The 19,970-nt window shown below is 52.1% G+C and carries 23 protein-coding genes and 2 tRNA genes; 17 read left to right on the top strand and 8 right to left on the bottom strand.

What is annotated here, in order from left to right; all coding sequences use genetic code 11:
• The first annotated feature begins 20 nt into the window (after window positions 1-20).
• The 6 genes from gltX to JI741_RS10540 all read left to right on the top strand — a co-directional run bounded on the left by gltX (window position 21) and on the right by JI741_RS10540 (window position 5,400).
• Entirely contained in the window at window positions 21-1,559 is a 1,539-nt protein-coding gene (gene gltX / locus JI741_RS10565) for a glutamate--tRNA ligase (RefSeq protein WP_202009033.1), read from the top strand.
• A 146-nt stretch (window positions 1,560-1,705) separates the two neighbouring features.
• Complete coding sequence (locus JI741_RS10560; protein WP_202009032.1) at window positions 1,706-1,927, top strand: hypothetical protein; 222 nt, start codon at window positions 1,706-1,708, stop codon at window positions 1,925-1,927.
• A 173-nt stretch (window positions 1,928-2,100) separates the two neighbouring features.
• Complete coding sequence (locus JI741_RS10555) at window positions 2,101-2,874, top strand: TIGR00266 family protein (protein WP_202009031.1); 774 nt, start codon at window positions 2,101-2,103, stop codon at window positions 2,872-2,874.
• Between the two features lie 9 nt (window positions 2,875-2,883).
• On the top strand, window positions 2,884-3,498 hold the full coding sequence (locus JI741_RS10550) for a Crp/Fnr family transcriptional regulator (protein ID WP_202009030.1): 615 nt from the start codon (window positions 2,884-2,886) through the stop codon (window positions 3,496-3,498).
• Between the two features lie 55 nt (window positions 3,499-3,553).
• Entirely contained in the window at window positions 3,554-4,135 is a 582-nt protein-coding gene (locus tag JI741_RS10545; protein WP_202009029.1) for a DinB family protein, read from the top strand.
• Between the two features lie 47 nt (window positions 4,136-4,182).
• Window positions 4,183-5,400 (top strand): NAD(P)-dependent oxidoreductase, encoded by a 1,218-nt coding sequence (locus JI741_RS10540; protein ID WP_202009028.1) that lies wholly within the window; start codon window positions 4,183-4,185, stop codon window positions 5,398-5,400.
• A gap of 3 nt (window positions 5,401-5,403) precedes the next feature.
• Here JI741_RS10540 and JI741_RS10535 read toward each other — a convergent pair whose 3' ends face one another.
• Window positions 5,404-5,823 carry a hypothetical protein gene (locus JI741_RS10535; RefSeq protein WP_202009027.1) on the bottom strand — a complete coding sequence of 140 codons (420 nt, stop codon included), beginning with the start codon at window positions 5,821-5,823 and terminating at the stop codon, window positions 5,404-5,406.
• Window positions 5,824-5,885: 62 nt separating this feature from the next.
• Between JI741_RS10535 and trhA the strand changes: the two genes are divergently transcribed.
• The gene (gene trhA / locus JI741_RS10530) at window positions 5,886-6,527 is read left to right on the top strand and encodes a PAQR family membrane homeostasis protein TrhA (protein WP_202009026.1); all 642 of its coding nucleotides are present in this window, start codon (window positions 5,886-5,888) and stop codon (window positions 6,525-6,527) included.
• A 6-nt stretch (window positions 6,528-6,533) separates the two neighbouring features.
• Here the strand turns inward: trhA and JI741_RS10525 are convergent, their stop codons facing one another.
• Entirely contained in the window at window positions 6,534-8,942 is a 2,409-nt protein-coding gene (locus JI741_RS10525; RefSeq protein WP_202009025.1) for a TonB-dependent receptor, read from the bottom strand.
• A 152-nt stretch (window positions 8,943-9,094) separates the two neighbouring features.
• Between JI741_RS10525 and JI741_RS10520 the strand changes: the two genes are divergently transcribed.
• The 3 genes from JI741_RS10520 to JI741_RS10510 all read left to right on the top strand — a co-directional run bounded on the left by JI741_RS10520 (window position 9,095) and on the right by JI741_RS10510 (window position 10,179).
• Entirely contained in the window at window positions 9,095-9,397 is a 303-nt protein-coding gene (locus JI741_RS10520) for a DUF4286 family protein (RefSeq protein WP_202009024.1), read from the top strand.
• A 79-nt stretch (window positions 9,398-9,476) separates the two neighbouring features.
• Entirely contained in the window at window positions 9,477-9,782 is a 306-nt protein-coding gene (locus tag JI741_RS10515; protein ID WP_202009023.1) for a hypothetical protein, read from the top strand.
• A 112-nt stretch (window positions 9,783-9,894) separates the two neighbouring features.
• Entirely contained in the window at window positions 9,895-10,179 is a 285-nt protein-coding gene (locus JI741_RS10510) for a hypothetical protein (RefSeq protein WP_202009022.1), read from the top strand.
• A gap of 68 nt (window positions 10,180-10,247) precedes the next feature.
• On the opposite strand, the gene JI741_RS10505 is transcribed toward JI741_RS10510, so the two are convergent.
• Window positions 10,248-10,736 carry a GNAT family N-acetyltransferase gene (locus tag JI741_RS10505; RefSeq protein ID WP_202009021.1) on the bottom strand — a complete coding sequence of 163 codons (489 nt, stop codon included), beginning with the start codon at window positions 10,734-10,736 and terminating at the stop codon, window positions 10,248-10,250.
• 155 nt (window positions 10,737-10,891) lie between these two features.
• On the opposite strand from JI741_RS10505, the gene JI741_RS10500 reads away from it, so the two are divergent.
• Window positions 10,892-11,650 (top strand): TspO/MBR family protein, encoded by a 759-nt coding sequence (locus tag JI741_RS10500; protein WP_202009020.1) that lies wholly within the window; start codon window positions 10,892-10,894, stop codon window positions 11,648-11,650.
• 15 nt (window positions 11,651-11,665) lie between these two features.
• Here JI741_RS10500 and JI741_RS10495 read toward each other — a convergent pair whose 3' ends face one another.
• The 4 genes from JI741_RS10495 to JI741_RS10480 form a co-directional block, all read right to left on the bottom strand.
• On the bottom strand, window positions 11,666-12,343 hold the full coding sequence (locus tag JI741_RS10495; protein ID WP_202009019.1) for a peptidylprolyl isomerase: 678 nt from the start codon (window positions 12,341-12,343) through the stop codon (window positions 11,666-11,668).
• Between the two features lie 119 nt (window positions 12,344-12,462).
• Window positions 12,463-12,548 (bottom strand) — tRNA-Leu (locus JI741_RS10490).
• Between the two features lie 121 nt (window positions 12,549-12,669).
• Window positions 12,670-12,742 (bottom strand) — tRNA-Gly (locus JI741_RS10485).
• Window positions 12,743-12,881: 139 nt separating this feature from the next.
• Window positions 12,882-13,259: a RidA family protein gene (locus JI741_RS10480; RefSeq protein WP_202009018.1), complete on the bottom strand. Its 378-nt coding sequence runs from the start codon at window positions 13,257-13,259 to the stop codon at window positions 12,882-12,884.
• Between the two features lie 72 nt (window positions 13,260-13,331).
• Here JI741_RS10480 and JI741_RS10475 point away from each other — a divergent pair, with 72 nt between their 5' ends.
• The 5 genes from JI741_RS10475 to JI741_RS10455 all read left to right on the top strand — a co-directional run bounded on the left by JI741_RS10475 (window position 13,332) and on the right by JI741_RS10455 (window position 17,257).
• Complete coding sequence (locus JI741_RS10475) at window positions 13,332-13,994, top strand: 3-hydroxyacyl-CoA dehydrogenase family protein (protein ID WP_202009017.1); 663 nt, start codon at window positions 13,332-13,334, stop codon at window positions 13,992-13,994.
• Window positions 13,995-14,076: 82 nt separating this feature from the next.
• A complete protein-coding gene (locus JI741_RS10470) occupies window positions 14,077-15,678 on the top strand; it encodes a Na/Pi symporter (protein WP_236675991.1) in 1,602 nt (533 codons plus the stop codon).
• 51 nt (window positions 15,679-15,729) lie between these two features.
• Entirely contained in the window at window positions 15,730-16,086 is a 357-nt protein-coding gene (locus tag JI741_RS10465) for a phage holin family protein (RefSeq protein WP_202009016.1), read from the top strand.
• 3 nt (window positions 16,087-16,089) lie between these two features.
• Window positions 16,090-16,506, top strand: a complete 417-nt coding sequence (locus tag JI741_RS10460; RefSeq protein ID WP_202009015.1) for a hypothetical protein — start codon at window positions 16,090-16,092, stop codon at window positions 16,504-16,506.
• A complete protein-coding gene (locus JI741_RS10455; protein ID WP_202009014.1) occupies window positions 16,493-17,257 on the top strand; it encodes a phosphoglycerol geranylgeranyltransferase in 765 nt (254 codons plus the stop codon). The genes JI741_RS10460 and JI741_RS10455 overlap by 14 nt, the downstream gene beginning before the upstream one ends.
• Window positions 17,258-17,347: 90 nt before the next feature.
• Here JI741_RS10455 and JI741_RS10450 read toward each other — a convergent pair whose 3' ends face one another.
• Window positions 17,348-17,908, bottom strand: coding sequence for a DinB family protein (locus tag JI741_RS10450; protein ID WP_202009013.1), 561 nt, complete (start codon window positions 17,906-17,908; stop codon window positions 17,348-17,350).
• A gap of 262 nt (window positions 17,909-18,170) precedes the next feature.
• Between JI741_RS10450 and JI741_RS10445 the strand changes: the two genes are divergently transcribed.
• On the top strand, window positions 18,171-19,949 hold the full coding sequence (locus tag JI741_RS10445) for a M1 family metallopeptidase (RefSeq protein ID WP_236675990.1): 1,779 nt from the start codon (window positions 18,171-18,173) through the stop codon (window positions 19,947-19,949).
• The last annotated feature ends 21 nt before the right edge of the window (window positions 19,950-19,970 follow it).

Genomic DNA, 19,970 nt, shown 5'->3' with positions numbered 1-19,970 from the left:
GAAAAACCGGAAGCCAAGGAATGAGAGAAGTTCGCGTAAGATTTGCCCCAAGCCCCACCGGCGCCCTGCACATTGGTGGTGTGAGAACCGCTTTGTATAACTATTTGCTGGCCCGCCAGAACAACGGCACCATGATCCTTCGCATCGAAGACACCGATCAGACCCGCTTTGTGCCCGGCGCGGAAGAATATATTTTGAAAGCGCTGGAGTGGGTTGGCATCAAGATCGACGAAGGCATTGGCGTGGGTGGACCACACGCACCCTACCGCCAGTCGGAACGCAAGCCCATGTATATGGAACACGCGCTGCGACTGATCGCCGAAGGCAACGCCTACTATGCGTTCGATACAGAACAGGAACTGGAGGCCATGCGCGAGCGCCTGAAAACCGCCGGCGTAGCATCGCCTCAATACAACAGCATTACCCGCACCCAGATGCGCAACTCGGTGACGCTGACCGAAGACGAAGTGAAAGACCTGCTCAACGCCGGCGCACCCTATGTGATCCGGTTGAAAGTGCCCCGCAAAGAAGAGGTGCGTCTCAACGACATGATCCGCGGTTGGGTGATGGTGCACTCCTCGCAAATAGACGACAAGGTGTTGATGAAAAGCGATGGCATGCCCACCTATCACTTGGCCAACGTGGTGGACGACTACCTCATGAAAATTTCGCACGTGATTCGCGGCGAAGAATGGTTGCCTTCGGCGCCGTTGCACGTGCTGCTCTACAAATATCTGGGATGGGAAAAGGACATGCCGCAGTTTGCACACCTCCCGCTGCTGCTGAAGCCCACCGGCGACGGCAAGCTGAGCAAGCGCGATGCCGACCAAATGGGCTTTCCCATTTTTCCGCTCGACTGGGTTGACCCAAACACAAACGAAAAAGCGTCGGGCTTCCGCGAAGCGGGCTATCTGCCCGAAGCGCTAGTGAACTTCCTGGCCTTTCTGGGCTGGAATCCGGGCACCACGCAAGAATTGTTTTCGATGGACGACCTGATCAAGGCGTTTTCAGTAGAGCGCATCGGCAAGGCCGGCGCCAAGTTCGACATTCACAAAGCCCAATGGTTCAACCAGCAATATCTGCGCTCAAAATCCGACGCCGAACTGGTCGAATACCTGTTGGCGTCGCTGGCGAAAGAAAACATTTCGTGTTCTCAAGAGAAGGCCTTCAAGGTGGTGTCAATCATGAAAGAGCGCGTCACGTTCCCGAAAGATTTCTGGGAGCAGGGCAAGTTTTTGTTTACCGCCCCTGCGGCGTTTGACGAAGGCGTGGCCGGCAAGAAATGGAACGACGAGGCGGTGAAAGTGATCTCGGCCTTCAAAGACGAGGTTGCCAAACTGCCGGCACTCGATGCCACCACAGCCAAGGCAACACTGGAGCAAGTGACCGCCAGCCTGGGCGTTGGCACCGGTAAAATTCTGCAGGCACTCCGCCTGTCCATCACGGGCGCCGGCGGCGGTCCCGACCTGATGATGATCATGGAGATTATTGGAAAAGACGAAGTGGTGAACCGCATCGGCTTTGCGCTCCAAACCCTGAAGGTGAAGGCAAACGCCTGAGAAACGGCAATTCAAACGATAACTTCCCAAAGAGACGTTTGCGTGATTTTAACGCGGCGTCTCTTTGTTTTTTTCCGGCCCCGGACATAATGTCCCACCTAACCCTGCGAAATTCGTTTTTAAGGCCTTTTTGCTACCTTTGATACATGGCCAAAAAAGAAAGCAAACCCACTCCCAAGGCTAAGCCGCGCGTTCACAAAGAACTCCAGGGCCTCGACATCACCATCGACCAGTTTGGTGAAATAAAAGCCAACATGAACATCGACAAGCTCAACGAGTTTCTTGATAAGAATGTGGACGACAAAAAACTGGCCGAGCGCGACGACTACGACGACATGAAAAAGGGTAAGAAGAAAAAAAAGAAATAGCCTTCTCCGAAATTCTTGTTCACTCCCGGCGACTAGTTTCTGAAAATCGCCGTTAGCACTTTCCCTTCCGATACACGCTGGCACAATATGCCCGGTTTTTTTTGCGCAGGTAGCAACACAGCCCCGGCATGTTCCGTTTTTTTCTTAAAACGACTTAAAAAAATTACAACGCTATGAGCAGATCACACGAGATTGACTACGAGATTAAAGGAGAGAGCATTCAGATCGTTGAGGTGGAACTGGATCCCAACGAAACGGTGATCGCCGAAGCCGGCGCCATGCTCTTCATGGAAGACGGCATACAGTTCGAAGCAAAAATGGGCGACGGCTCAAACCCCAGCCAGGGTTTGTTCGACAAGCTGCTCTCGGCAGGCTCGCGCGTGCTCACGGGCGAATCGCTTTTCATGACGCACTTCACCAACCGTGGCTCGCGCAAGGCAAAGGTGGGCTTTTCGGCACCCTATCCCGGCACGGTCATTCCCGTGGATCTTTCCCAAAGTCCCGGCAATGAGTTGATTGTTCAGAAAGATGGGTTTCTGTGCGCCGCCTATGGCACCAAGTTGTCGATCTCCTTCAACCGCAAGCTTGGCTCGGGCCTGGTGGGTGGCGAAGGTTTTATACTCCAAAAACTTCAGGGCGATGGCAAAGTTTTTGTGCACGCCGGCGGGACGGTGATAGAGCGCACATTGAACAACGAAACGCTGCGTGTAGATACCGGCTGCGTTGTGGCTTTTGAATCGCAGATCGATTTCGACGTGCAAAGCTCAGGCGGTTTGCGCTCGATGGTGTTTGGTGGCGAAGGCATTTTCCTGGCCACGCTGCGGGGCACCGGCAAAGTATGGCTTCAGTCCATGCCCATCCGCAAGTTGGTGCAGGCCCTTGCTCCTTATGGACGCAATAGTGGCAAAGAAGCCAGCTCGTTGCTGGGTGGCCTGTTCGAAGACTAATCTCCTGGCATGACCCCGGAGCAGGAAAAACTCATCGCCATTTTCAATACCAAAATCCAACTCACGGACGAGGAGGCGCTGGCGTTGCTGGCCCACTGGAACAAACCCACCACGCTAAAGCGAAACGAATTCCTTATTCAAAAAGGACAAGTGGAGGCAGCGTTGTTCTATGTAGTCAGTGGAAGCATGCGCATTTTTTTTCCACACCGCGACGATGAAATTTGTGTGGGCTTTGCACACGAGGGCAATCTCATTTGTTCCTACCCGTCGTTCATCCGGAATCTGCCGTCGGAATATTATATACAGGCATTGGCCAAAACGGAGTTGATCTCCATTGGCCGTCAGCATTTCTACGCGCTGTTCGATTCGTATCCGCGCATCGAACGCGCGTGGCGAATGCTGGAGGAAGAAGCCCTGCTGGGAAAGATTGAGCGCGAAACCGAAATGCTCACGTTCACACCCGAAGAACGCTACGAGCGTTTGCTGGAACGAAGCGCACACATCTTTCAAACCATTCCCCGCAAATACATCGCATCCTATTTGCGCATGACGCCCGAAACCCTGAGCCGCATACGGCCCACCGAAAAAAATGCAGACGATTCGCGGGTTGCGTCACAATCTTGATCGCCGTCAATTTTTTTGAAATGCGTGTCCGGTAGTTTTGATAAAAAAACAACGTATGAAATCAACCGAACGCATTCAGAAGCTGCGCAACAACATCGAAACGATGGTAGAAACTGTGACGCACGAGTTTATAGCATTGCCGCAGGCAGATCTGAACCGGAAAGAAAGTGAAACTTCGTGGAGCATACTCGAATGCCTGGAGCACCTGAATCGCTACAGCCGCTACTACAACGCGCGCATGGCCGATGCCCTCGACAAATTGAAACCCCGTGTGGGCGACGCCCATGCAGAAGCACGTTCCACCTGGCTGGGCCGGAAATTTATAGCCATGATGCATCCGTCGAACATGAAGAAACAAAAAACGCTGAAGCACATGAACCCCGCCAACAGCGCCCTCACCAGCGCCGTGATCGACGAATTTTTGCATCACCAAAAAACGCTGCTTGTCTTGCTGGCCCGCGCCTCAGCATTCAACCTGAGCCAGGGGAGCGTGCCCGTTGAGTTCCTGAAGCTGTTGCGCATGAACCTGGGCGACGCCCTCGAGTTTGTGACGGTGCACCAGCAACGCCACGTGCGCCAGGCATTACGCGCCAAAGCGCAGAACACCCATCGCCACGAGCCTGCCCTCAAGATTTGACGATTGTGCCATAGGTGTTAGCTTTGTGCTTTCCACAAAAAACACTCATGAGCGTTCTACGTCTAGGCCTTATCCGGGAAGGAAAAACTCCTCCCGACAAACGAGTTCCCTTCACTCCACAACAAGTGGAAGAAATCGAGCAGCGTTTCGCGCACGTGAAAGTGTTTGCCCAGCAAAGCGAAGTGCGTTGCTTTCGCGACATGGAATACAGCGCGGTGGGTGTGGCGGCCGTTCCTGCTGTGGACGACTGCGACATTCTGATGGGCATCAAAGAAGTGCCGCTAACGCAGTTGATTGCCGGAAAGACCTACCTGTTTTTTTCGCACACCATCAAAAAGCAACCCTACAACCGGAAGCTGTTGCAAGAGGTGCTGGCAAAAAAAATCAGGCTCATCGACTATGAAGCACTAAAAGACAAACAGGGCAATCGCCTGGTGGCCTTTGGTCGCTATGCGGGCATTGTGGGTGCCTTCAATGGCTTGTGGACCTATGGCAAACGCTATGGTGCTTTCGACTTGCGTCGTGCGTTTGAATGTTTTGATGTGAACGATTTGAAACTGGAGCTGCGCAAAGTGAAGCTGCCCGCAGTGAAAATAATATTGACCGGCGCGGGCCGCGTGGGCAAAGGGGCCATGGAAACATTAGACACCGCGGGCATTCGCAAAGTGAGCCCGCAGGATTATCTGACGCGCCACTTCAACGAACCCGTGTATGTGCAGCTGGCCAGCGCCGACTATCACACGCGCAAAGACGGCGGCCATTTTAACCGCGAAGAGTTTCACCAATATCCCGAACGTTACACATCGCACTTCAAAGACTTCACGGCGGTGACCGACATTCTGATGGCGGGAGCGTTCTGGAATCCGAAAGCGCCCGTGTTGTTTACGCGCGAAGAAATGTTGTCGTCAAATTTCAGAATCAAAGTGATTGCCGACATCACGTGCGACATCGGCGGCTCCATTCCCAGCACCAAGCAAGCGAGCACTATTGTTGATCCGGTTTATGACTACGATCCCACCACAGACACCGTGCAGCCGGCATTTTCCAAACCCGAATTTGCCACCGTGATGGCGGTCGACAACCTGCCCTGCGAACTACCGCGCAGTGCGTCGGAAGAATTTGGCCGCGACCTCATCGACCGCATTTTGAAACCGTTGCTGGTCGACGACCCGGAAGGCATTATCGAACGCGGCACCATCGCGAAAGACGGCGCGCTCACCGAAACGTTTCAGTATCTGAGTGCCTATGTAAAAGGAGAAGAGTAACGACTAGAAGAAGGCGTGATGACGGGGAAACACAAGCTTGAGGCCGCGCTTGTTTTTGCCTGCGATGTCGAGAAAAAGATACGACTCGCGGAGGTTGCCCTGAATGTCCCAATAATAATAACGGCCAATTTTGCCTTGGTTATACGACTGGCTGGTGACCGACCCGATCCAATACATGTCGCTGGCGGGAAGACTGGCGGGCATGTTCAATGCAGGCACAGTTGACTTATAGGCAACCCGGTCGCGATCGCTTTTCAGGCCGGGAAGAAACCATTTTTGTGCGGGCGCGGTTTTGGGGGTGTTGCCTTCAAGGCCGGTGAGTGTGAAGGACTTTGGCGCGTAGATTTTTTTGAATTGCGCCGTTGCCGTGATCGAAACGAACACCGAAAGCAACGTTACCAAAAAGGAGATGCGCAATTTCATTCCATGAGGAAGATACCAAAAAATTATGGCATTCCGTTAAATCCATAAAAAACTAAAAGCCGATGCAGCCTCTTGAACATCCCCGCGTTTCGATTGCCGAAGAAATTGCCAACGCCATCACACATGGTGTTGGCGCGTTGCTGGCCATTGCTGCACTGGTGTTGCTGGTGGTGTTTGCGTCGCTCTATGGAACGGCCTGGCACGTGGTGGGCTTTTCTGTTTTTGGAGCCATGCTGGTGATTCTGTATGTGATGTCAACGTTATATCACAGCCTCATGGGGCCGCGCGTCAAGAAGCTTTTCCGGAAGTTCGACCACATGGCCATCTTCCTGCTCATTGCCGGCACCTACACACCATTTTGCCTTACGGCCCTTCGCGGATGGATGGGCTGGACGGTGTTGGGCGTGGTGTGGTGTTGCGCTATCGCGGGCGTTGTGATGAAGGCCTTTCACACCGGCAAAGCCGAATGGATTTCGACCGTGCTCTATGTGGTGATGGGTTGGGCCGTAGTGGCCGTCATCAAACCGGTTTACACCAGCTTGTCGTTTGAGGGATTTTTATTTCTGGTGCTGGGCGGCGCGTCCTATACGTTGGGTGTGTTCTTCTTTGTGAAAGACAAAATGAAATATTCACACAGCATCTGGCACCTGTTTGTGCTGGGCGGCAGCACGTTTCATTTTTTTGCCGTGATGAGCCTGCTTTAGATTTTTTTACAACTCCACAATAATGCCGACCGTGGGAAGCAATGTGCCATAGGTGCTCTGTATGAACTTCGGCAAATAATAATTCGGATTCGAAGAATCTACGATGGGCTGACCGTTAGCGTCGCGTTGCACGTCGATGTTGTCCTGAAATTTGGTGACGTGGTTGTAGGCATTTTGAATGTCGAAATAGGCATCGAGGCTCCAGCGTGAAAAATAATATTTCTTGTCGATGCGAAGGTCAAGTTGATGAAACGACGAGATCCGTTGTGCGTTCAGTTGACTATAGTCGGGCACACCATAGGGCCGGATGTTCCAGTTTTGCTGAAGCATGGTTTGCTGCACATTGTAGGGCGTGTAGGGACCACCGCCCGTGAAGAGCCAGCGCAACCCCAACTCCCAGTTCTTTCCGAATTTTTTTCCACCGGTGAGGCTCACCAGGTGTCGATTGTCCCACGAGGAGGCCACATAGCGTCCGTGCTGATCCTGAAACACGCTGCGCACAAACGTGTAGGACAGCAGACCATAGAAGCCGTTGTATAATTTTTGTTGCAACAGAAATTCGATGCCATAGCTTTTGCCTTGCGAAATGGAACTCACCGGCGCGTTGCCAATGATGCCAAAGTCGGCGCCGAGGTTGGCCAGTGAAACAGAATCTTCGATGAGGAATGGATAGTGATCATACCACTTATAGAACCCTTCGAGCGTGATGCGCGAATTTTTGGGAAGATTAAACTCCAGTCCCGTCACCAGATGTTTGCTGCGAATGTATTTCACGCCGTTGTCGCGGTTCACCAACGCGCTCGTCTGCGAATCGCGATAGCCCAAAACCGTGTAGGCAGGCAGTTGATAATAAACGCCCGTATTGAAGTTGGCATTGATGGTTGACGTGAGCGCGTAGGAAGCCGAGAACCGTGGCGACAATTGATCGAACATGTTGTTCATGTCCCCCGAATAGTCGTTGCCATCGGCCCGCACGCCAAGCGACAAGGTTAGCTTCTTGGCAAACGTGTTGCTGGCCTGCGCAAACCAACCCCATTTGTTGATGCTGAACAGCGAGCTGTAATTGCGGGCCACAAAACCTTCTTGTGTAACAATCTTGTTGTAGTCACGCGTGTCGTAGGTGGCGCGCTCGTAGTTGAGGCCATAGTTGATCTTCCAGTCGTTGCGCGTCCAGTAGTCTTCGGCGCGGACACGGGTTTCGCTTTCGCGTGAGTTATAGTCTTGAATAAGGTTGTCGGGCGTAGACTCATCGTTGCCTTTGTATTTAATGGAGGCGTTGTTCAGCGCGCTTTGGCTGGCCACCAGTGTGGTGGTGCCGTGTTGGCGGAAGTGATCGTATTTTATGCCGGCCGTGTAGTTCCATTGTGAAGAAACGGGAAGCAGGTTCAGGATGTATTGTGCTTCCTCTTTGTCTTCGGTGGTCTTTGCTTTTTCGGGCGCGTCATAGTTCAGCGAAAAATCGTCGATGGCGCCGATGCCCAGCAGCGTGATTTGATTCTTGCTGTCGATCTTGTGTTTGTATTTGAATTGAAGATCGTTGTAGACGGGAAGAAAGGGCAGGTTGAAAATGTTGAACAGAAATTTGAGATACGACCGCCGCGCCGAAAACACCAGTGTCGACTTGGGCGTCACAGGTCCTTCGAAGGTGACACCAAAGTCAGACGCACCCACAATGCCGTTCATGGTCCACTTGTCATCGCGGCCATCCTTCAACCGGAAGTCGAACACGGAGCTCATGGTGTTGCCACGGTTGGCGGGGAAGGCACCCGAATAGAAATTGACTTCGCGCAACAGGTCCACGTTGATCATGCCTACGGGCCCGCCCGACGAGCCCTGCGTTTGAAAGTGATTGATGACGGGAATCTGAATGCCATCGAGATAGAAGGTGTTTTCGCTGGGCGCACCACCGCGGATGATGATGTCGTTTCGAAACGACGGCGTGGAAGCGACACCGGGCAACGAACGCACCACCTTCGAAATGTCGCGGTTGCCGCCGGGTGTGCGTTTAATTTCGGCTGTGCCGATGGTGCGCAGGGAAAGCGGCGACTCGTCCGATTTGAAAAATGAATTGCCGGCCACCACCACCACTTCCTCCAGCTTTTGCGCTTCTTCTTCCAACAGAAAATCAACCACGGCCGGTCTCGCGTTGGTGACCTGCACCTCGAAAACCACGAGGGGTTTGAAGCCTACAAACGAAGCCTCAACGTTGTAGAGCCCCGGGGCCAGGTTGGCAATTTCGTATTCGCCATTTTCGTTTGCCGGGGCACCGAGCGACGTGCCTTGAATGAGCACGTTGGCAAACGGGATGGCTTCGTTGTTTATTTTATTGAAAACTTTTCCTCTCAGAATACCTTTTTGGGCAACGGCAGGAACCGAAACGGCAAAGACAAATGCTAACAGACAAAGATTTCGCACGGGGAGTTATGGTTAAGGACGCCTATTGAAACAAGGGTAAAACTAAAAAGTTAAATGTTCTTCCCCCATAGGCATATTTCAAGGGATGAACCGCATTTCGAAACCCGTGGGTGGGGTTATGTTGTGACGCGAAAGAGCGATACCTTTGCCATATGCTTTTATACAATGTAACCGTCGGCATAGACAAAGAAATTGAGGCGGAGTGGATCGCCTGGATAAAAGAAAAACACATTCCCGATGTGATGGCCACGGGTTTTTTTGTGGACTGGAAGTTCTATAAAGTGCTGCACGACCAGGATGATGGCAACGTTTCCTATAGCATTCAATTTTTTGCCGAGACCATCAATCATGTCACAACCTATCTCGAAGAATTTGCGCCGCCCATTGTTGCACAGCACCGCACACGTTTCCAGAACCGTCACGTCACCTTCATGACGTTGTTAGAAGAAGTTTGATCGTGAAGTAGCAGAATATTTCGTTGACTCTGCACTAAAAAATATTTACTTTCGTTTACCTCCCTAAGAGAAGTATAAAATGAAAGTAAACTTCACCGCCCTGTTCTTAAGCACGCTCTTCCTCTGGGGAAGCCTGTGTGCGTATGGCCAGTGCGTTTCGCCGGGCAAGACCAGCGTGGTGAAGGCTGTGAAAGAAAACATTACCACCGTGCTGGCCTCTATAGACGATGCCGACGAAGTGAAAGTCTCGCATTTCGAAGAAGCTGTTCCACTGGTGGCCATGCGTTTTGCACACACCGCCGGAACAATATCCAACAACAGTTTCTCACCCGCGATATACAAACCCATCAGGGCCTATATCGTTTTCCGGGCTTTGCGAACGTAGACCCGCAAAGCGCTTCGCGTTACAGTTTTCTCAAACTGTGTTCCCTGCAAAGATTCTCCTTTGCAACCTTTTCCATTTTAGTTTTTTTATCAACCCTTAAAATCTTTGGCTTATGAAAGACACCAGAGTGATTAACCCTTCTGACATCAGACTGTTTTATTTCGGATCGAAAGACGTGCTCAACAACAAGGAAGAAAAAGAAGTGCGCAAGAATAAACTTCAACGCGCCATGATTCTCAGCAACTGCGAACACATTCCCATCAGCCTATACATGCGTTTGCCCAACGGCGACACCCTCGAAACTGAAAGCGACGTGATTGACTATGCCGACGACTTCGTGATTTTGAAAGGCGGCATCAGCATTCCCGTGTGGACCATCTTTGACGTGGACGCATGACCTGCACAAACAAAGAGCCCCAACCTGTCGGGGCTCTTTGTTTTTATAAGGTTGTGTAATCCGAAAAACTATTTCTTCGCGTCCATCAATTTTTCAATCTGTTCTTTCTCCAGCGCACAGTTCACCCATTCGGGGTCGAGCTTGGAACCGTATTTTTTGTAGAAGGTGATGGCAGGATCGTTCCAGTCGAGCACCTGCCACACCATGCCCGAGCACTGGGAGTCGAGCGTGTGTTGCATGGTGCGGTCGAACAGCAGCTTGCCAATGCCGTTGCCCCTTTCCGATTCGGTAACGATGATGTCTTCCAGGTAGAGCCGTTTGCCTTTCCAGGTGGAGTAGCGCCAATAATAAAGCGACAGGCCCACGATGCGGTTGTTGTGTTCGGCCACAAAAAAACCATATATGGGGTTGGGGCCAAAGCCGTCGTGTTCCATGAGTGCCACCGTGTTGATCACTTCGTGGGGTGCTTTTTCAAATTCGGCCAGCTCTTTCACCAGCTCAAGCACACGGGGCAAGTCCGCTTTTTTTCCGTCGCGGATTGTGATAGGATTGTTCATGAACTAAAAATAAGGAAGAATCCATAACGCCACAGCGGGCATCAGAACTTTTCGGGAAAGGATGTGAAGGGTGCTACAAAAATCCGGTGGTTCATCCTAAACCTAAGCGCAACACCGTTGTTATAGCCATAACAACCCTTTTAATAACCACCACTATGAACAGAAACACCATGCTAGCGCTCGCCAGTGTGATTCTTTTTTGCGGCGTGCTCACTGTAAACACGCTGGCCAATGTTTTGCCCATCAATGGTCTCAGCACAAAGCAGGTTTCGGATCTCTATCCCAGTTTGTTCACACCCGCAGGCCTCACGTTTTCGATCTGGTCGGTGATCTATGTGTTGTTGATCGGCTTCGTGGTGCTGATGTGGTCGCGAAAGCAGGATGTTTTCATTGCCACGTTGCTGCCGTGGTTCATGGCCTCGTGCGTGCTAAACATGAGCTGGATACTGGCCTGGCACTACCTCATGCCCGCACTTTCGGTGGTGATCATGCTCACGCTGCTGTTTTCGCTTTCGCAGATTTTTATGCTGCTGCAATCGCATCGCGCCGTCGATATGAAAGAGAAAATCTTTGTCTTTCTTCCGTTCACGCTTTATTTCGGATGGATTTGTGTGGCCACCATTGCCAACGTGTCGGCCTTGCTGGTGTCGGTGCGCTGGGAGGGAGGCTTTCTTTCGCCGGAAGCGTGGACGGTGGTGATGATGTGCGTAGCCGCAACGTTGTCGGCCTTTGTGGCCTTGCGCTTTCGGGCCACGGCCTTTGTGGTGGTGGTGCTGTGGGCGCTGCTGGGAATCTACCTGCGCTGGAACACAACCGACTATGCGGCCATCAATGGCACGGCCATCGTTTTGCTGATCGGGTTAACCATCGTGTTCGTGCTCTCGCTGCGCAAACAGCCGGGCACGCATGCTTGAAAGAAATTAGAACGTTTATTTTTTCTCAACCACCTTCACGACCATCGGAATTTTCTGAAGGGGTTTCTCCAGGTCGTAGACCTTTTCGTGCGCAATTTTGTCGATCACGTCCAGGCCTTCAATCACTTCGCCAAACACGGTGTATTTCTGGTCCAGGTCAACATAGCCGCCCAGCGTCACGTAGGTCTGTCGTTGCTCGGGTGTTAGCGAAATGCCCAGCGTTTTTTCGGCGGCCACAATGTCTTCCTCATAGTAGGTGGTGCCCTGCACAATAAAAAACTCCGCCGCCGACGATTCCTTGTTTGGATTGTTTTCGTCTACACGGGCCATGGACAACGCACCTTTTTTGTGAAAGTGTGCCGGGTTGAATTCGGCAGGCACACGGTAGTTAAGTTTTTTGTTCAGGTTTCCGCCCTGAATCATGAAGCCGTTGGCGATGCGATAAAAATCGGCTTCGTCATACTGCCCGTCTTTGATGAGCTTGATGAAGTTGGCGCGGTGCAACGGCGTGTCGTCATAAAGTTTGAGGCGCATGTTGCCCAGGCGGGTCTCGATGGTGACCTCGGTCTCCGGATTGTCTTTGCCATATTGGGTGAGCACATCGCGCACGTTGGTTTGGGTGATGACAATGGTTTCTTTTTTTGGCGCGCAGGCACCCAACAACAGCAGCAGAACGAAGGCGGAGTTTTTCATGATGGAGATTTTTTCGCAGCACTAAGGTAAAGGCGCGACACGACTGCTAAAAGGAAGGAGACCGAAAAGGCCAATAAAAAAGCCCCGACTTGTCGGGGCATCAAATTTATTTTCTCAAGTACCCAGGGCGGGACTTGAACCCGCACGACCTTTTAGGGTCACAGGATTTTAAGTCCTGCGTGTCTACCAATTTCACCACCCGGGCAAACTCTTTCGCCTGGCATGCATGCTTCAGGCAACCGCGGAGGATTTTCCAAAACCTCCTTAAAAAACAAGCCCCTCTCTTGTGGAGAGGGGTTTGGGTTGAGGTTCTTAACCTCTTGTTGAGCGGGAAACGAGACTCGAACTCGCGACCCCGACCTTGGCAAGGTCGTGCTCTACCAACTGAGCTACTCCCGCAAAAATCATTGGTGTGTGTGGGTGTGATTGATTTGGGAGTGCAAATTTAATTCCGATTCCTAAATTTCCAAATTCGCTTCACAAATCTTCGCGTTTTCGTGAGCCTTTCTGAAAAAAAAGAGGGCCTAGGCCCTCAACGTCACGATTTTATGGCGATACAAGAAATCTCAACATTTACGTCTTTGGGCAGGCGGCTCACTTCCACGGTTTCGCGGGCGGGTGGTGCCTGGGTGAAATATTTTCCATAGACCTCGTTCACTTTGGGGAAATCGCCCATGTTCTTCAAAAAGATCGACGACTTGACCACGGCCGAAAAGTCGAGGCCGGCGGCTTTCAGGATGGCCGCGAGGTTTTGCATAACCTGTTCGGTTTCTTCTTCGATCGTGCCCGTCACAATGGCACCCGCCTTCATGGGAATTTGCCCGCTGATGAAAAGCATGTTGCCGGCCTGGATGGCCTGGCTATAGGGACCGATGGGTTCGGGTGCGTTGGCGGAATAAACAACAGTTTTTGACATGATTGTGGAGTTTAAAAATTAATTTAGCAGTCGTCAAAAATAGTGAATCGTCAAACGGATTTAGCTTCGCGCATGAATATTTTAGTTATCGGTGAACAGGTAAACCTCCAGGAGTGTCATCAGAAATTCGGAGACAAACACACCTACTCGCGGGTGAGCGAACACCGCGACGCCGAAAAATTCCTGCGCAACACCGACCTCGTGTTCGACTTCATCATCGAAGAGGAAGTGCACGAGTTTGAGATCTACAACCACCACGCTGTGAAAGTTTTTCTCAACACGTGCAAGGTGAGTCTTGGCGAACTGGTGCACCTCACCGACCATGCCCTCACCAGCACCATCTTCGGCTTCAACGGTCTGCCCACCTTTCTCACGCGCGACGTGATGGAAGTGAGTCTCTGGAAAAAAGAAGACGAGCCCCTGCTGCGCAAGCTCTGTGAAGATCTTAAAACCGACTTCCTCATTGTAGACGATCGTGTGGGGCTGGTCACACCCCGTGTCATCTGCATGATCATTAACGAAGCCTACTATACTGTGCAGGACGGCACGGCCACCCGCGACGACATAGACCTGGCCATGAAGCTGGGCACCAACTATCCTTATGGTCCGTTTGAGTGGTGTCGCCGCATCGGTGTGAAGCATGTCTATGAGCTCATCGAAGCCCTATATGAAGACACCAAAGACGAGCGTTATAAAATCTGCCCGCTGCTGAAGCAGGAGTACTTGAAGAGCTGAGGCAAAAGAAAACGGCATTAAGTTATTGTTAAGCCGGCCACACCTGAGGTTTTAGAATTATTTTTAGCACACATTACGAAAGTTGGAACCTGCCCCACTCACCGAGTCGAATCATAAAGCCTGGAGTAACCTCCGCATCGTGCTGTCTATAGCCGGTGCCTTCCTCTTGTTCCTGTTTGCGCTTGACCTCATGACCTCGTCGTTGCAGCACCTGGGCAAGAATGTGGCCGAGACCATTTTGCTGGCCACCTCCAATCCGTTCACGGGGTTGTTCATCGGCCTGCTCATCACGGCCATGTTGCAGAGCAGCTCCACCACCACCTCGCTTGTGGTGGCATTGGTGGCGTCGGGGTCCATCACCATCCAGAGTGCCATTCCCATCATCATGGGCGCCAACATTGGCACCACCATCACCAGCACCATTGTGTCGCTGGGGTTCATCAACAAGCGAAAGGAATTTCGGCGCGCGGTGGCCGCGGGCACCTATCACGACTTCTTCAACATCCTCACCACCGTGGTGTTGTTCCCGCTCGAGTATTATTATGGCTTCCTCTCGTCGCTGTCGGTGTGGATATCGAGTTTCTTCTTCACGCCCACCGTGGCACCGGTCGAAAACACGGTGAGTCATTTTTGGGTGGGCTTTAGTCCCGTCATTGATTTTCTGCTGGAGGAAATTCCCAGTGCGTTTTTCCTGGGTTTTGTGGCGCTGGTGTTGTTGTTTGGATCGATCCTCATTTTCCGCCGGCTCATCTCCAACCTGCTCAAGGCCAAGTCGCCCGAGTTGTTTGCGCGTTTCTTTTTCAAGAACCAATTCAAGTCTTTTATGTGGGGGTTGCTCACCACGGCGGCCATCCGGTCGAGCACCATCACCACGTCGGTTGTGGTGCCTATTGTAGCCAAAAAAATTGCATCGCTCAAGCAGGCGGCGCCGTTCATCATGGGTGCCAACGTGGGCACTACCATCACGGCGTTTATTGCGGCCATGCTCAATGCCAACACATCGGGTGCCATTAGCATCGCCATCGCACACTTCCTGTTCAACTTCATTGGTGTGTTGTTGTTTTTCCCGATACCGGTGCTGAGAAAGTTGCCGATGGCATTGGCCGAAGGGCTTGGCAAACTCACTTTGAAATACCGGCTGGTCGGGTTTGTCTACATTCTCGTGACCTTCTTTTTCATACCCTTCTCGCTCATCTACTTCAACCAGGATTCGGTGAAAACCTATAACCTGGGCTATGAAGAACTGAACGCTGCCGGCCAGGTGGTGCCCTATCGCGTGATGGTGCGCATCAATGCACGCACGCTGTCGGGCGAGTGGACACGTTATGATGGCGACCAGACCACAGAGCCCATCCTGATCTATCCGATGTCGGTGAAAAACAATACGTTGTTTTTGGGCAAGCAAATGTTCCGTTTCTCCCGCCCCGGTTTTTGCTGGGACGGCGAAGACAAACATGGAAAATTCAAGTCGTGTATTCAGGAGATTTTGCCCCGCATGGACGTGGCCGGCCAGGCCTTCGATTCGGTGTATATGGCACAGATCACCTATCCCCACGCCACCGATTCGGTGACCCATCGCTACTACATGAGCTCGGCCTATAAAATACTGCTGCAACACGAGGTGCTGGCGCCCCGCAAAGCCCCCACGGTGGTCGAAAAATTGACCCGGTTTGGGATGGAGTGATTCCCCGATATTCCAATCTTCTCTCTATATTGCATCCTCTCGTATACTATTGTGCTGAAGGACTCAATTCTGAAATTTTTGAAACTGGACAGCCTCATCGAAAACATCACCGGCTATGTGGAAGCCCGCATCGAGCTGATGAAGCTGGAGATGAAGGAAGAGGTGGCCAAGGGATTGGCCAGGGTCTTGCTGTTTATGGTGCTCACCGTGGTGTTCTCACTCTTCATTGTGTTGATCAGCATCGCCGTGGCCTACAAAATCGGCGAGTCGCTCGGAACATTTGGGGGCTTTGCCACCGTGGCGGGTTTCTATTTGTTGATCGGAATTTTGTTGGTGCTGTTCCGCGACACACTTTCGGAGTCGCTGGAAAAGCAACTGGCTGAAATCATGAAGAAAAAGAAAAAGTAGCGTATGGAACTGCTGGAATCGAACGATCCTAAAATTGAACTGCTGAAGAAATCGGCACGTCACCGCCAGGAACTGGAAGACGAAGTGAAGCTGATCTCTGCCAAGACAGAAAAAATAATCACCAACGCCCTCATCATTGGCGGAACATTGGCCGCAGCCTATGTGCTGATGCGCCAGTTTTCGGGTTCGTCTAAAAAGCCGAAAGCCAAAGCATCGAAAATAAAAGTAGTGCAGGCCAAAGCACCGGCCGCCGAAGTAGAAGAGGTGGAGGAAACGTATGCCCCGGGCATCATGTCGCAGGTGGGTTCGGCCATTGCCAGCCAGGCCACGGTATTTCTGCTGGGCATCGCCAAAGAAAAACTCGGCGACTTCATTCAGGCACAATTCGAAAAGAAAGCCGAACTGAATGAACGTCCTTAAAACCCTGCGCGACAAGCACGAACAAGGAAAAAAATCCATCGCGGTTTTGGTCGACCCCGACAAGGCGGAAGATCCGGCGAGGCTTCTTCAACTTGTGAACCTGGCCAGCGAAAACTGCATCGACTATTTCTTCGTGGGAGGAAGCCTCGTCACCACCACCAACCTGGCCGAAGTGGTCAAGGTCATCAAAGAAAATGTAACCATACCGGTGGTGCTCTTCCCGGGCAACTCCATGCAGATTGAGCCCACAGCCGATGCGTTGCTTTTCCTGTCGCTCATTTCGGGCCGCAACCCCGAGTTGCTCATCGGTCAGCACGTCATTGCTGCGCCCATCATTCGCAACACAAAACTGGAAGTGATCCCCACGGGCTACATTCTGGTGAACTCCGGGCGCATCACATCGGTGGCCTACATCAGCAACACCACGCCCATTCCCGACGACAAATATTCATTGGCCGCATGCACGGCCATGGCCGGCGAAATGCTGGGCCTCCAATCCATCTACCTCGACGCCGGCAGCGGTGCCGAAAAAGAAATCAATGCCAGAATGATCACCACCGTGCGCAAGTCCATCAACGTTCCCTTGATTGTTGGCGGAGGCATCAACACCAGTCAAAAAGCGTTCAACGCACTGGAGGCCGGAGCCGACATGATTGTGATTGGCAACGCGTTGGAAAAAAGTCCAAACCTGCTCACCGAAATATCCGACAAGGTCTACGAGTGGAATCAAAGCATCGAGACCGGAAAGTGATTTCAGAAAAACGTAAAAAAATAAAGAGGCCCCGACTTGTCGGGGCCTCTCTGTTTTCAGTAAGGTTCTTCTTTTATTGAAGACTTCGCATCAAAACAACTTTTCATCCGGAGGTTTGATGCCTTTCAGACGGAGATAGACGGTGGTTTGTCCGCGGTGGTGGGTTTGATGCTCGAACACTTTGGCCATGGCGGTTTCGCGGGTCAGGTCGAAGTTAAAAACCTTCACGGGTTCGCCCAGTGCTTTTTCGTCCAGGCCCTTGGCGGTGGAAATCACATAGTCATAGCTGTCGGAAACGGCTTTGGTCACCGCCGCTTTGGTTTTATACTGATCCGATTTTTCGAGTGAGCCGAAGGGCACGGGGCTTTGCTTGCTGGCTGCGGCTGCCGCCAGACCATAGTTGGCTTCGGCAAGGTGCAACATCTGCTGGCCAAAGGTTCGCATTTCGGGTGTGGGCTTGAAGTTGATCGCATCGTCGTTGGCCGCGTTGATGTACTCCAGGGTGTAGGCTTTGGCGCGTTCCCAGTCCGACACCATCTGGGTGAGTTTGGTGGTGGCAATCCGTTTTTTTTCGGCCTGGTTGAACGACACCAGCGCGCTGGCCAGGGCCAGCAGGGCAACGACCGTCAGGATGATTTTGGTGGTTTTCATGATGTTTGGGTTTTTAAAGTAGGACAAAGGAAAGATAACCATTGCGTGGCAAGCGCGGAAAGAAAAACGGGTGTTATTTCGTTCGGCTCCAACGCCCTGCGTTTAAACACAACCCTTCATCAGATTGTTGTTGGATGCCGGGTGTGATGAACTTATTTTGAACCGAATTCTATTGCCCATGAAATATCTTGCTGTAAGTTTATCCCTGCTAACCGCGACCCTCATGCTGGGTTGCTCACCTTCCGAAAAGCACACTGAAGTTATGCCATCACAAGATCCCCATTCGTTTGCCGTGCCCGACAACGCCCGCGTAACACATTTGAAATGGAACGCCACTGTCGACTTTGCTTCGCACACCATCAAGGCCACCGCCTCGTGGCAGATCGAAACAAAAGACGATGCCGACATCATCATCTTCGACACGAAAGGCCTGGCGATTGACTCGGTCACCATAGACAACGGCCAACGCGCCGACTTCAGACTTGGCAATGTAGACACGTTGATGGGCCAGCCTCTGGCCGTGCTCATCAAACCCGGTGTGAAACACGTGCACATTCACTATCAAACTGCGCCCGACGCAGAAGCGTTGCAATGGCTTTCGCCAGAACAAACCGCAGGCAAACGCGAACCGTTTTTGTTCACACAGTCGCAGGCCATTCTCGCGCGCAGCTGGGTGCCCTGCCAGGACTCGCCCAACGTGCGCTTCACCTACGAAGCCGACGTGACCGTGCCCAAACAACTGCTGCCCTTGATGAGCGCTTCGAACCCGCAACAGAAAAATGAAACGGGCACCTATCATTTCGACATGAAGCAACCCATACCAGCCTACCTGTTGGCGTTGGCCGTGGGCGACATTGCCTTCAAACCCATCAGCGCCCGCAGCGGTGTGTATGCCGAACCGTCGGTGGTGGACACTGCCGCCTGGGAATTTGCCGACATGGAAAAGATGATTGCCGGAGCCGAAGCGTTGTATGGCGCCTACCCCTGGGAACGCTACGACGTGATTGTGCTTCCGCCCAGCTTCCCTTTTGGAGGCATGGAAAATCCGCGACTCACCTTTGCAACGCCAACCCTACTGGCTGGCGATCGCTCACTCACCTCGGTGATTGCACACGAACTGGCCCACAGCTGGTCGGGCAACCTGGTGACCAACGCCACGTGGAACGACTTCTGGCTCAACGAAGGCTCCACCGTCTATTTCGAACATCGCATCATGGAGAAACTTTATGGCGTGGACTATTCTGAAATGCTGGCCGTGCTCTCGCTGCAAGATCTGAAGCAAACCATTGTAGACCTGAAAGCCGACAACCACTATGCCGACACCAAACTGAAACTGAACCTGGAAGGCAGAAGTCCCGACGAAGGCGTGAGCGACATCGCCTATGTGAAAGGCTACTTCTTTCTGCGCTCTATCGAAACCGAACACGGCCGCGACAAGTTTGATGCGTTTTTGAAAGACTATTTCAAAGCCAACGCCTTCCACGGTGTGGACACCGACACGTTTATCGCTTACATCAAAAAATATTATAAAGACAATTTTTCCATCACCCTCGACGACGCCAACTTTAACGCCTGGATCTTCACGGAAGGCCTGCCTGCAAATTGCCCCACACCATCGTCGGATCGGTTCACGAAAGTGGACGATGTTCTGGCGAAATGGAAAGCCGGATCAACCGTCGATGCATCGATCACAAAACAGTGGAGCACACACGAATGGCTGCATTTCATAAAGAACCTTCCCGAAACACTCACGGCCGATCAACTGAAAGCGCTCGACGCCCTCGGACATTTCACTGCATCGGGCAACGCCGAAATTCTGACGGTGTGGCTCGCGGTCACCATCCGCAACCACTATGCGCCGGCCGATGCCAAGCTCGAAGACTTTCTGATCCACACAGGCCGCCGCAAATTTCTCTCGCCGCTCTATACCGAACTGGTAAAAACACCCGAAGGCAAAAAGAAGGCGCAACAAATCTATGAGAAGGCACGGCCAAACTATCACTATGTGGCTACCAACACGTTCGATAAGCTCCTGAAGTAGAAAAACCAATTCCGACCCACT

This window comes from Chryseolinea lacunae (assembly GCF_016735595.1).
Taxonomy (GTDB): domain Bacteria; phylum Bacteroidota; class Bacteroidia; order Cytophagales; family Cyclobacteriaceae; genus Chryseolinea; species Chryseolinea lacunae.
The sequence above is the reverse complement of the archived record's forward strand: the minus strand, read 5'-3'. Positions and strand labels throughout refer to the sequence as shown.